Origin of the sequence: Sphingobacterium prati, from assembly GCF_013167215.1 — a bacterium.
Classification (GTDB): Bacteria; Bacteroidota; Bacteroidia; order Sphingobacteriales; family Sphingobacteriaceae; genus Sphingobacterium; species Sphingobacterium prati.
Window position 1 is genome coordinate 31,296 of the sequence record NZ_JABJWY010000036.1, and the last position, 11,656, is coordinate 42,951.

14 protein-coding genes are annotated in these 11,656 nt (G+C 36.5%); 4 read left to right on the forward strand and 10 right to left on the reverse strand.

Features of this window, described 5'->3' with window-relative positions; translation table 11 throughout:
* The coding region (locus HPC41_RS18010) for an Rpn family recombination-promoting nuclease/putative transposase (RefSeq protein WP_172395416.1) at positions 1 to 731 on the forward strand (731 nt) is incomplete at its 5' end.
* Positions 732 to 829: 98 nt separating this feature from the next.
* Here the strand turns inward: HPC41_RS18010 and HPC41_RS18015 are convergent.
* The 7 genes from HPC41_RS18015 to HPC41_RS25625 all read right to left on the reverse strand — a co-directional run bounded on the left by HPC41_RS18015 (position 830) and on the right by HPC41_RS25625 (position 7,356).
* Positions 830 to 1,240, reverse strand: a complete 411-nt coding sequence (locus tag HPC41_RS18015) for a hypothetical protein (protein ID WP_172395417.1) — start codon at positions 1,238 to 1,240, stop codon at positions 830 to 832.
* A gap of 236 nt (positions 1,241 to 1,476) precedes the next feature.
* Entirely contained in the window at positions 1,477 to 2,433 is a 957-nt protein-coding gene (locus HPC41_RS18020) for a hypothetical protein (protein ID WP_172395418.1), read from the reverse strand.
* Complete coding sequence (locus tag HPC41_RS18025) at positions 2,402 to 3,724, reverse strand: hypothetical protein (protein ID WP_172395384.1); 1,323 nt, start codon at positions 3,722 to 3,724, stop codon at positions 2,402 to 2,404. Before HPC41_RS18025 ends, HPC41_RS18020 begins: the two co-directional genes overlap by 32 nt.
* A gap of 254 nt (positions 3,725 to 3,978) precedes the next feature.
* Positions 3,979 to 5,141 (reverse strand): IS3 family transposase gene (locus HPC41_RS18030; RefSeq protein ID WP_246250851.1). Its coding sequence is split into 2 segments (ribosomal slippage): positions 3,979 to 4,889 and positions 4,889 to 5,141, totalling 1,164 coding nucleotides; the frame shifts between segments, so codons are not numbered across the junction.
* Between the two features lie 181 nt (positions 5,142 to 5,322).
* A complete protein-coding gene (locus HPC41_RS18035; protein ID WP_172395419.1) occupies positions 5,323 to 6,078 on the reverse strand; it encodes an immunity 22 family protein in 756 nt (251 codons plus the stop codon).
* A 298-nt stretch (positions 6,079 to 6,376) separates the two neighbouring features.
* Positions 6,377 to 7,099, reverse strand: a complete 723-nt coding sequence (locus HPC41_RS18040; protein WP_172395420.1) for a hypothetical protein — start codon at positions 7,097 to 7,099, stop codon at positions 6,377 to 6,379.
* Positions 7,100 to 7,230: 131 nt separating this feature from the next.
* Positions 7,231 to 7,356 (reverse strand): hypothetical protein, encoded by a 126-nt coding sequence (locus HPC41_RS25625; RefSeq protein WP_281358844.1) that lies wholly within the window; start codon positions 7,354 to 7,356, stop codon positions 7,231 to 7,233.
* Between the two features lie 142 nt (positions 7,357 to 7,498).
* Between HPC41_RS25625 and HPC41_RS18045 the strand changes: the two genes are divergently transcribed.
* Entirely contained in the window at positions 7,499 to 7,729 is a 231-nt protein-coding gene (locus tag HPC41_RS18045) for a hypothetical protein (RefSeq protein WP_172395385.1), read from the forward strand.
* 54 nt (positions 7,730 to 7,783) lie between these two features.
* On the opposite strand, the gene HPC41_RS18050 is transcribed toward HPC41_RS18045, so the two are convergent.
* Both HPC41_RS18050 and HPC41_RS18055 read right to left on the reverse strand, forming a co-directional pair.
* Positions 7,784 to 8,410 (reverse strand): ATPase, encoded by a 627-nt coding sequence (locus tag HPC41_RS18050; protein WP_172395421.1) that lies wholly within the window; start codon positions 8,408 to 8,410, stop codon positions 7,784 to 7,786.
* A complete protein-coding gene (locus HPC41_RS18055; RefSeq protein ID WP_172395422.1) occupies positions 8,410 to 8,661 on the reverse strand; it encodes a hypothetical protein in 252 nt (83 codons plus the stop codon). The genes HPC41_RS18050 and HPC41_RS18055 overlap by 1 nt, the downstream gene beginning before the upstream one ends.
* A 452-nt stretch (positions 8,662 to 9,113) precedes the next feature.
* Here HPC41_RS18055 and HPC41_RS25840 point away from each other — a divergent pair, with 452 nt between their 5' ends.
* On the forward strand, positions 9,114 to 9,335 hold the full coding sequence (locus HPC41_RS25840) for a heavy metal-binding domain-containing protein (protein ID WP_172395423.1): 222 nt from the start codon (positions 9,114 to 9,116) through the stop codon (positions 9,333 to 9,335).
* A 29-nt stretch (positions 9,336 to 9,364) separates the two neighbouring features.
* On the opposite strand, the gene HPC41_RS18065 is transcribed toward HPC41_RS25840, so the two are convergent.
* Complete coding sequence (locus HPC41_RS18065) at positions 9,365 to 10,894, reverse strand: oligosaccharide flippase family protein (RefSeq protein WP_172395424.1); 1,530 nt, start codon at positions 10,892 to 10,894, stop codon at positions 9,365 to 9,367.
* Positions 10,895 to 11,496: 602 nt separating this feature from the next.
* On the opposite strand from HPC41_RS18065, the gene HPC41_RS25845 reads away from it, so the two are divergent.
* A partial coding sequence (locus HPC41_RS25845) for a heavy metal-binding domain-containing protein (protein ID WP_172395425.1) occupies positions 11,497 to 11,656 on the forward strand: 160 nt, incomplete at its 3' end.

The window sequence follows — 11,656 nt, forward strand, 5'->3', positions numbered from 1 at the left end:
ATGAGGAAATGCGTCGTGTTGTATTTGATTTACATTGTATCGGCAGCGATGGTGAGGTTTTCATCATTGAGATGCAGCAGCTCTTTCAAGAATTTTTTAAGGACCGCGCGGTGTATTATACCTCACGTCTCATCAATAAACAATTGGCGCGAGGTAAGAAGGGTAGTGATTATTACCTACCGGAGGTTTACTTTATTGGTATTTTGGAGTTTGACATGGATAGAAACGGAAGTTCTGGTATATCCCGTGTCACAGAGCGTCCTTATTTCTATGATGTGGCGCTGTGTGACAAATTGACCAAAGAAATATTCTATGATAAATTGGGATATAAAATGATTTCGCTCCCATTATTTAATAAACAGCCGGAAGAACTAAAGACAGTTATGGATCAGTGGTTGTACTTACTTAAACACTTGAGTACCATGGATAGATTGCCAACATTTTTGGATAAAAGAATATTTGGTCTTATCTTTGAGATAGGAGAGATAGGTAAATTAACGGAGGAGGAACTCATGTCATACGAAGCAAGTTTAAAACATAAGCGAGATGCTGAGAGCGCATTCAATTCGGCCAAGAAATCCGGAGAAGCTTTAGGTCACGCTAAGGGTCTGGCAGAAGGGGAGCGCAGAAAAGCGCTTGAGACTGCTAAAGCATTTAAGGAAATGGGGCTACCCACAGCTGATATTGCTAAGGGTACAGGACTTTCTGTCGAAGAGATCGAAAAGCTCTAGTACATCAGGGTCGGCATGCCTATAAATGAAACCTTTCTTGCAGCAGGTTCGAACCATAACAAGCATACCAAACTTTTTCGTCCAAATTTTCCATTTCTTTAATGTTTTCTGACTCCTTTTAGATGCCAGCGCAATTCCTCGGGAACTAATTCATAGGCGAAGCTAGAAATCCCAAAATCTTTTGAGAATAGTTTCCTATCATTTTGCCAAATAGTTATTTGATCCCAATAAGCCAGGAAGAAATCTCCTTCCTGAATAAAGTCCATCCAGCCATCGGCTTTAATTGATGCTTGCTTGTCGATCAATATAATACCCGAATAATTTTCCAGGCTACCATCCAGAAACATTCCATCATGGCCTTCTATACAGGATTCTGACCAGTTAAAGTCAAATTCAAAGCTCATACCTAATAAACTATTTAATTCATCAGCAAGCTGGATTTGTACTAGTTCCCTTAATTTTGGCCCCATAGTACTTGAAAATCCATATTTACTCCAATTATCTTCCATAGATTCCTACTTACGTGCTGAAAGTACTGTTTTCAATTTAAAGCCAGTATATCCGATCAAGGGAAATATGGCTGAGAGAATAATATAGATGCATTTGGCTTGGAATCCCCAATTTATATTCAATGGCAGCGGGATTTCCTTGATGAGATAAGCTATTAAAACATCATATGCTATGTAATATAGTCCGAAACATGGAAATTATGACGACAGTGATCCAAAGTCCACAATAGCCTCTTCTATTTGAAAGTGTCTGCGATCATCACCTTCTCCTGTTTGATATTATTCATGAAACCTGAATATTTTAATGGTATCTTCTTTCTGTTAAAGTAAAAATAGAAATCGAAGGATCCACCGACAATACCCTTATCAGGTATATACACAAACCGGTCAATGCCTCGGTCTACCTCATAGAATCGATAATCTTTTTGCCAGTCTGAATATGTCCAGAACTGGTATGCCGTGCTGTCACCTAATTTGAATATTTTGGAAAGATATTCCCGACGGTCACGTGATCGTTGAAAAGTAACTAATTTATCACTTTCACCCATTGTATACAAAGGAAAGATATCATTGGGATAAACACTTTTATAAATCTTTTCAAAATTAAGAATGCTTATCGGAGTTTGTTTAATGTTAATTGTACAATATACATTGGCAAATGGTTCAGGTCTACTACTTATAACATAAAACTGGAGTAGGCAGTTTTTAGAAACTAAATACTTATTTCCCTTCTTGACAATTACCTGATAGTCATTAAAATATTTTGTTTCATTTCTAAGAATCTGATCAGGAAGATCTAGGGTATTCGCAGAAAATAAGTGTCGTAGATAACGCAGGTCGATCATTTTGTCTTTTATGCTATCCAAATTGATTTCCTTCCAATCCTGATTTCCATCCAAGTCAGGTAACACAGAAAATAAAATTAGCGGAGGTTCCTTGAATTTGACATACTGATAATCTTGGTTATTAACTCTTCTGTAATCGTTCAACATTAAATTGTACAACGTAATTTTTCTGTCAACTCCATAAAGCGATTTTGTTGAAAGATCAAATGTTGTTAACGAATAAGATTTCTCATTTTCATCAATTAAAAAAAACTTTGTTTTCTCCTCTGCTAACCCATAAAAAGTTGATAATAGGAAACTTATAAAGAAAACTATTTTAAGGTGTACATTTTGTGCCTGTTTTTCCATCTTTATGATTTTTATTAATATCAATCTCTGCTTGTGTCATTGAGGTTATAACTCCACCTTTTGTTAATGCAGATGCCTCGCTTTCAGTTAAAGAAGGGTTGAAAGTTTTTAGAGCCTTTTTTAGATCTTCAAGCAAAGTTCCGAAATTATTGTGGTCATTTGCATATTTCACCTGTCCTCCAATGGTATAGGGTGTCCAGCCAGGATATAATATTGCAAACTGACTTTCTTGATTTAAGGCTTTTAATCGTAATCTTTCAGAAAGTAAAAATGCATGAAGTGATTCATGGAACATGGTCGCTGCAATATATTCTTGGGAAGCTGTTTTAAGCATATTTCCGTTTAATGTAACTAAATGGACCTCTTTGGCAGATGTTTCATAACCTATATGTTGCCCGTCAACATTATTGCCAAGTTGAAGGCTCGCGTTAAATTTTATAATATATATCCTTTCATCTGGAGAAGGAGTTTTACTGAACTCTTTTTTCAGCCACTCGGAAATTTTATTTTGCAAATTTGGAATTTTTGCCAGTACAGCTTGTGCACAAGGATATCCCTGTAAGGAATCAATGATTTCTTTATCCTCTTTACTTGGTGTATTTGGTGGTATAATTGGGGGAGTACTTCCGCCACCACCACCGTGATTACCTCCACCGCTACCATCGCCAGATCCATCACCACCACCGGTACCACTACCACCACCGCCTGTAGCATCTGAACAAACCATTGTTGATCGGGTGGTGCAAACTTGATCTTCTCCCTCTCCTGCACAAACTGTCGAATAAATAAAATTACATGGTGGTGGGATATGTCCTTTTTTTACATACCCTTTTAATTTAAGGGTATTGTTATAGGCGCTTGGACTATACAGTCTATCCTCAACGTACCCCAGGTAGCTAAATTGTCCAGTTTTCCAGTCTTCGTATAGAAATATTCCTGATTTTTTATTATATTCTGGATCATTCGGTAAAACATTTAAAATAGTAAACTTCCAGTTTATTCCTTCTTTATTTGCCTTAAGCCAAATTTTACCTTCGAGAGAATACTTGACACTATCTTGCGTATAGGAGTAGATTCTCTTGTCTGTTTTTAAAGGGATATAAGAACTACCTTCAAATTCGATTCGCTCTTGCCACTTAGGCATATATGAAATATCTCTTTTAACCGAACTTTGTTTCACCTTGTCAAATGCAGCGATTAGGTCATAATCTTCACTGCTCGACTCATGATGATCGTCCTTGCAACTAATGACTGAAAGGAAGACAGTGATAAACAATAAAATTCTTTTCATGAATAACTCAATAAGTTTGCAAACAGTACATATAAATACCTGCCTTTATTACTAAAGATGGTTGAACTACTAAATTGTCCCGAGAATTCTGAAAATATATCTTTTGTTATGGGCTTGGAAAGAAATGCAATCTGCTTAATAATATACGTATTCGCTATAATTAACAATTAGTTGTCAATCATAAATTTATTGATTTTATGGCTATAATTTATTTGAAGTAACGAAAACTACCCATTTGTGTATGTAATCTCACCCTAGCTAGCTACACCCAAAACTAAAGAATTCCAATCAGATTTGCTATTGCTATCCTGTTGGAATGAGGGAAACTCGGAGAGTTTTCCATATTTTGACAGAAACTCCGTCGGCGACAACTGCCCCAGCGAGGAGTGTGGCCTAACATTATTGTACATCCAGACCCATGCATTAGCATATTTTCTGGCCTCCGCGAGGCTCTCAAACATGTAACAGTCTAGAACATCTTGCCTGAAGGTCCTATTGAACCGTTCGATTAAACTGTTCTGTGTCGGTTTACCTGGCTGTATAAACTCCCATTGTATATTCTTATTCGCACACCATTCGCGCATAGCCTCAGCTACGAATTCAGGCCCATTGTCCGAACGGATCTTCTCTGGTTTCCCGCGCCATTCAACCAATTTTTCGAGCTCTCGGATCACCCGCTGTGCCGGTAGGCTGGTGTCAACAGAGATCGACAAAGCCTCTCTATTGAAATCGTCAATGACGTTCAATGTACGTATTGCTTTCCCATTTGCCAGTGTATCGTGCATAAAGTCGAGACTCCAGGTAATATTTGGACCAATCGGACAGAGCAATGGTGCCTTTATACGGGATGGAAGTCGCTTTTTTCGTTTATTCCTAAGATTTAACCTCATTACCGTATATATACGGTAAACGCGCTTGTGGTTCCATATAAAACCTAGTTTGCGAAGGCGGTGGTACATCATCCAGAAACCCCACCTGCGGTGAACCTCCGCTAGAATAGATAATTGCTCAATGACCTCGCTGTCATCTCTGCGCCTGGCGCAATAATAATACACTGAAGTACTTAAACTAAACAATATGCAGGCCTGAGGAAGGCTAATTTTAAACGCTTCTCGGGCGTAACCCACCAGCTCTCGTTTCTCGCCAGGCCCTACAGCTTTTTTTCTATTACATCCTTCAAGATCGTAATCTGTAAAGTCTGTTCGGCAACTATTTTTTTATATTGAGCCAGCTCTCGCTCCATATCTTTCATCTGTTTGAGCTGAGAAGCCTCCATACCAGAGTACTTACTCTTCCAGGAATAAAACGTTCCTTGACTAATTCCGTACTCTCGACAAATGTCAGATACCGATTGTCCCGTTTCTTGAGCTGATAAGATCTTGATGATCTGTGATTCGCTGAATTTGCTTTTTTTCATTGTACCTAATTTATAAAACTACATTAATAATCGTAGCTATTTTTAGGGGAGATTACACAGTTTGCAGCTTCCCCAGAATCTAGCGGACTACGAGAAAAGTCGTGTTAACCAATACGATTCAGGTGCGAGCTACGGTTTCCCGTAAATGGCAGATTATAAACTGGAAAAAACAAATTAGATTTTATTCCTTGTCAAATTTTCCGATATATTTCAAACCGAGCATATCGGCAATTTTTTCACCATGTATTTCAATTGTGCCTTTTACAACGAGTTCAAGTACGGAATGGGCTGTGATCATTCTCAGCTCTTCAATTTTGAGAATCATCTTTTCGGCAATGTTGTAATCTTCTATTTGGAGAATCAGTATCTCGTCAAGTTTTTCGCTTTTTGAAGTATGGTAATAATTCAGTTTTAAAATATCCTTTTTATTTAGTGCCGCTTGTTGGAGAATATTCTTTTTATCAATTTTATTGTCTCCTATCCATAAATAATGAACCTCATAATCTGATAAAGACCGGTCAGAAAACTGAGCCAATTCTCCAATGTACTTTATCGTTTCAGAACGTGAAGCATCTTTTTCATCTAGGTCATTGTCTTCAAAAGCTACAACAGAGTTAAAACCAATGAAACTATGTCCTCTTAATAATGTTTCTAACTCATTTTTATCTACACTAATATCATTTGCAATGGTTTTGATATTTAGAGAGTTCTTATAATATTTCATTATCATGAGATCTTCATCATAGTTATCCAAATGAATTTCCTTGCAAAAATCACAGCGTAACTCCGGATTTGGTTCTTTATCGTCCTCTCCGTTTCCGGTTGGTGGTTCGTTGTCATAAACAGACCATGCTTCCAGATAGTCATTTTGATCCAGATATTTTTTTAATTCTTTCTCCGTTTTAAACTTTCCGAACCATACATGTATTTTTTTCATCCTGTGATGTAATTTAAGAATCTGAATTAGCAATGATAAAGATAAAGGATTTTTGTATAGAAATTTTCCCCTTAACTACCTGAGAAACATTCTTGGATATATTGGCTACGGTTTCCCTTAACCAATCCTACTTTCAAACCAATACCTTAGCCTTACAGTTTGTAATAATCTTGAAAGTTAATATCTGTAAACATATTAATTCAGCATAAATAATGTATATTAGGCTTGGGTATTAACCTTGCCTGATTGAAAAGTATAATGCCATGATAGAACGCCGTACCTTGTTTAATATCTACTGTTAGTCTTTCGAATATTTTGGCATAGGCCAATTATATTCCAATCCTTCCAATGATATTGTTTTAAGTGTTTTCTGGTCTACTTTAAATTTTCTTTGAATCTCGACCTTGAACTTTTTTGCCAGTTGATGCTGATAAGTATCATTCTTCTCTGCGTTGCTAAAGCTCGTCAATGGATACTTTCTTTCGGCCTCTTGCATCGACTTGTCCTCTGCCAGGATAATCTCCTTAAATATCTCTTTTCGAATTTCAAGTGTAAGTGATTTGCGATAAGATGGTGCTTTTTCCGGAGGAGGAATTTTAAAATGCTGTGCAGCTACGGTAGGTTCATCATCGTTTTTAGCCTTTGAAAGCCTTGCGACCCATTGTCCCATACCACTTTGACTGTGCTCTTCCGTTTGAAATAGAAATAGACTGACTGCATTTGGGCTTGCATCACTATTCTTTATAGAATCATAAAGATGGAGTAGGAGCTGTTTATTGTTTTCATCATTTAATCCATCGTCACCCTTTAATACGATGTTGGCTCTATATAAGGTTTTTGTCGGTGTTCTAGAAATGGTTGGTGGTGATATTGTGTATCCGCTTAGTTTAGTGGGGGCCGCTACACTTATTTCATCATTAGTTGTGTCCGTCAACTCAGTAGACTCAATTGTTTCTGAATTTAGACAGCAAGCAAACAGTATTATTGCACTCAGGGATGTGAATAAAAATCTTTTCATCATAATATTTTTTAATATGTGCTTTGGTTAAATTTCCTGTTTTCGATTTTAATCAAGCTAAGATTTCCTGTACTCTAAGCTATTTGAAGTTTAAATGAACTGTTTTAATAGGGGTGTTTTTCCACCAAGCCATCTCATAAGTCCGTCTCTAGCTTGCCTCTTTCGTCGTCCGTCATATTTGCCACTCGACGGTAATGATCTTCCCTTAATTTGCGACGACCATATTTCGTATTCGGATTATAAGGTTTTCTTTGCGCCATGTTGTTACAGATGCTTATAAGATTAAATAGAATCTATTAGCAAATCTCAGCCTTTCTTTTACTTTCTCCTTACGGGTTCCCGTATAATTTCATTTTAAACAAGCTTTAGTTTTGCTTCAAGTTATCATAAAGAACATAGACAATGGAAATATTTTTAGGATGGATTATCTTTTCGTTAGCAGTGGGCGCTATTGGTGTTAATAGAAATATAGGTTTTGCCGGAGCATTCTTTCTTTCATTATTCCTATCTCCGGTTATTGAACTCATTTTTACTCTGGTGTCTAAATTACGACTTGCTGTCCGAAGTCGAGATCACTCGCTTAAAGACAAATTTGACACGAAGACAATTTCAAAAGAGGAATTTAATAAATAAATTATCATCAATAGGATAGGGAGGGTTGGTTTATTCGATGAAATAAGGTCGAAGTTAGATCAAAGCAGCAATGACAGGCATATAAGTTGTAAACCATTCAGGCAATTCGTCTTTTTGCACCGAATACTCTATTTTACCGTCGGATAATTTCAATAAAATGGTATGTTTAAGATCTGAAGTGTCAACAATAGTTAATTCATCGATGAAGTGAAAGTGATCGTTTAGCTTTTCAAGATTTCCAAAAAAATTATTTTCCAATGTTTGAGGATCTACATAATGTCCACCGTCAGTAACTCTTTCCGTTACACGGAACTGAGAAAGCTCGGTATTTTCTAAACCAAAAAACAATAAATATATTCTATAACCCGACTCCTTGAATAGCTTGGGCGTTTCCCAAGTTTCGTCATTTGTAAAATGTCCTTCATAGACGTAATCTAAGCCATTTTTTAATGCATGTTTTGTCTGTTCTTCAAATTGCTGTACTACATAATCCAAAGCCTCTTTTCTAGCGTATTTTGCTGAAGGAACAATTTTTGGGAATATCCGAGATAGTTCCTTCGTATAGAGTAAATCACCATCGAAAATAATATTATTACTCTTTATATGCTCTGGAAGATATTCTGCACCTAATGTAGATTTCCCGGCACCGTTAGAACCCGTTATTATGTAAAGATCAGGCATTAGTAAATATTGAGTTCTCTCAAGATATCTTTTGATTGACGAATATTAAATTCCTGTACTACATCAAAAGATCGTTTATCAGAAGAAACAATCACAATTTTAACTAAATGATTTGGGTATTCGATGTAACTTTGATTTTTGGGTAATTTGCTAGACCTTATTAAAAATGGTTGCCCTTTATCAAGCTTTTGTCTGCGCAACTTGAGAACAACGCTGTTGCTAACTTCTTTTAAGTGCTCTAAATTTCTCATAATAACACATTAATACTATTCAAAAATAGTAATTTCTAACGAGAAAAGCAATTGTTCGACCAATAGAGAATGGCTCTTTTTGTGTTAGAGGTAGCTATATTAAAGAATTAAAATGCGATGAAAGGCAGAAATATACGATTTGAGCAGTAAGTGTCATTTCACTGTCGAACTCGATCCTAAGATACTACAAGAAAATATGCTTTGTGAATTTCGTGGTACACCAAAAAATGGTGTATATTTTATTTAGAAAACTAGTATGCGAGAAAGTCAGTCAAAGAGAATGAAATTGACTAAACTTACGGCTTCCCGTAACCAATCCTACTTTCAAACCAATACCTTAGCCTTACAATTGAATAATCTTGAAAGTTAATATCTGTAAACATATTAATTCAGCATAAATAATGTATATTAGGCTTGGGTATTAACCTTGCTCGATTGAAAAGTAGCATGCCATGATAGTAACCACGACCAATTCCATCGAAGGGAGGGAGATTTCACGATATAATGATCCAATAGCTGCCAATGTTGTCATCGGCACCACTATCTTTAGCGATATTGGAGCGAGATATTTCGATTTCTTTGGCGGTTGCTCTACCACCTGTTTTCCCTCAATCTTTAATAATTGCACCTATCTTAAAGGTTTTCTGCAAAATGTTATTTTAATAAACCTTTAATCAATTACTAATAGACTTGATTTCCATTATTATAAATGAGCACTTCGAACCTTTATTTTTAGGCTTGATCGTATATCCTTTCTTTCTATCCAATAAGTTAAAAGCAGGAAAACAAGCAATAACACAAAGCCAGAAGCTAGGCGCAAAATAAGATATTCATTGTTGCTAAAGATGTTTGATATGGTATGCTGTATTAAATATAAAACTACCGTCAATGCTAGATACATTATGATCCGCTTTACGGGATAGGGTACAGGAAAGTATCTCTGTCCTAGGAAGTAACATAGCACGACCATAACAGAATAACAAGTGGCAGTCGTCCAAGCCGATGCCAGCATTTCATATTGAGGTATAAATAAATAATTTCCTGCAACAGTTATCGCTGCGCCGAATAAAGTAATAATAACACCTACCCACATTTTATTTCCAACTTTATACCAAACTGAAAGATTATAATATATGCCAGTGCAGACGTTGGCAAAAAGCAAGATCGGAACAACGGTTTTACCAGACCGGTAAGAAGGTCCTAACCACTTTATCCAGAGGTCATCCAAAAATAAAGCCGTCACTAAATAGGCGATGCTAAGCGTAATTACAAACCATTTCATCACCCTCGCATATATTTGGGGAGCATCTTTATCTAGCGCTTTACTGAAAAAGAATGGTTCAGCCGCCATACGAAAGGCCGTAATAAACATTGTGACAACAATACTTAATTTATAATTCTGGGAATATATGGATTGTACAGTCTGGGCGTATGTTTCTGTATTATCAATCAGTTTAATTAGCATCTGTCTGTCGATCACTTCATTAACCATTCCGGCCATACCTATGAGGATCATAGGGGAACTGTAGCGGAACATCTTTTTCCAAAGGGCTGTATCTATCCTGAACGAAAAATCCTTCCATTCGTTATACAATGCCAAAAAGGTGAACACAGTTTGTATAAGGTTACTTAACAGGACAAAGGTGACTACAGAGTATTTATTAGTTATAGATTCCCAAAAACTGCCGGGGTTAGCTGTAGCAAGCTTTGGGAGCAACATCATAAAGAATATGACCGAAATTATATTTATAGTTACACCCGCTATACGTATCAAGGCATATTTGCGGGGCTTATTTTCATTTCTTAAACGTGCGAAAGGTATGGTTTGTACTGTGTCGAAAAAGAGAATAACAATGGCCAGGTTAATATATTCTGGATGATGTCCCAATTCCAAAAAATGGTCTATCTGTTGGTTGAAAAGAAATAAAATAATACAGAAACTCAAGGTACTTATGAGTATTGAGCCAAAACAGGTATTGAATATATTTTCTTTTAAAGTACTATTTTTATTATTGAAACGAAAGAAGGCCGTTTCCATTCCATAGGTAAAGAGGATATTCAAAAAGGCAAAATAGGAGTAGATCAAGCTTATTCTTCCTAAAGATATAACTCCTTCGGGACTACTGAGTATATAGGTAAAAATAGGTGTAAGTAGATTGACCGCTAGCTTAGCGATCACACTACTTGCCCCATACCACACGGTTTGGCTAGCTAATTGTTTTATTGCGGACAAGTGAAATAGTTTTGTAAATTACGCTTTATTTTTCAGATCATCCAAAGCTATATTATTTTTGTTCTTTATACCAATTATTTTAAAAATTTCCCTAGCCGTTAGGTTTGTTTACCTGGATTTCTTCTCATCAGCCCGTGGTTAGATACCACTTCTTTAGTACTGCCTTTCTAAAATTAAAACATTTCGACAGTCATTTTATGTAGATAAGAAAGATTTTCTCGCTTTTACTTATAAAAAATAAAATCTTAATTTTTATAACGCTGTCAATAATAGTAACCACGACCAATTCGAACATTCCAATAGCTGCCCAAGTTGTCATCGGTACCACTGCCTGTCTCGGAGATTCGTGAGCGCGCGATCTCAACTTTTAGTTAGGGGAGGAGCCTACCTCTCATAGCTTTGGTAGTGATCAGTCAGGAGGATAATTTTGATATCAATATGCTTATACGGTTTCCCGTAACCAATCCTACTTTCAAACCCATACCTTAGCCTTACAGTTTGTAATAATCTTGAAAGTTAATAGCTGTAAACATATTAATTCAGAATAAATAATGTATATTAGGCTTGGGTATTAACCATGCCCGATTGAAAAGTAGCATGCCATGATAGTAACCACGACCAATTCCATCGAAGGGAGGGAGATTTCACGATATAATGATCCAATAGCAGCCAATGTTGTCATCGGCACCAATATCTTTAGCGATATAGGAGCCAGCTATGTCGATTTCTTTGGCGGTCGCTCTACCAGCTATGAGAAGAAGA

Coding starts and splice junctions, on each gene's coding strand:
- HPC41_RS18015 (WP_172395417.1), bottom strand. CDS start 1,240: ATGGAAGATAATTGGAGTAAATATGGATTTTCAAGTACTATGGGGCCA.
- HPC41_RS18020 (WP_172395418.1), bottom strand. CDS start 2,433: ATGGAAAAACAGGCACAAAATGTACACCTTAAAATAGTTTTCTTTATA.
- HPC41_RS18025 (WP_172395384.1), bottom strand. CDS start 3,724: ATGAAAAGAATTTTATTGTTTATCACTGTCTTCCTTTCAGTCATTAGT.
- HPC41_RS18035 (WP_172395419.1), bottom strand. CDS start 6,078: ATGAAAAAAATACATGTATGGTTCGGAAAGTTTAAAACGGAGAAAGAA.
- HPC41_RS18040 (WP_172395420.1), bottom strand. CDS start 7,099: ATGATGAAAAGATTTTTATTCACATCCCTGAGTGCAATAATACTGTTT.
- HPC41_RS25625 (WP_281358844.1), bottom strand. CDS start 7,356: ATGGCGCAAAGAAAACCTTATAATCCGAATACGAAATATGGTCGTCGC.
- HPC41_RS18045 (WP_172395385.1), top strand. CDS start 7,499: ATGGAAATATTTTTAGGATGGATTATCTTTTCGTTAGCAGTGGGCGCT.
- HPC41_RS18050 (WP_172395421.1), bottom strand. CDS start 8,410: ATGCCTGATCTTTACATAATAACGGGTTCTAACGGTGCCGGGAAATCT.
- HPC41_RS18055 (WP_172395422.1), bottom strand. CDS start 8,661: ATGAGAAATTTAGAGCACTTAAAAGAAGTTAGCAACAGCGTTGTTCTC.
- HPC41_RS25840 (WP_172395423.1), top strand. CDS start 9,114: ATGATAGTAACCACGACCAATTCCATCGAAGGGAGGGAGATTTCACGA.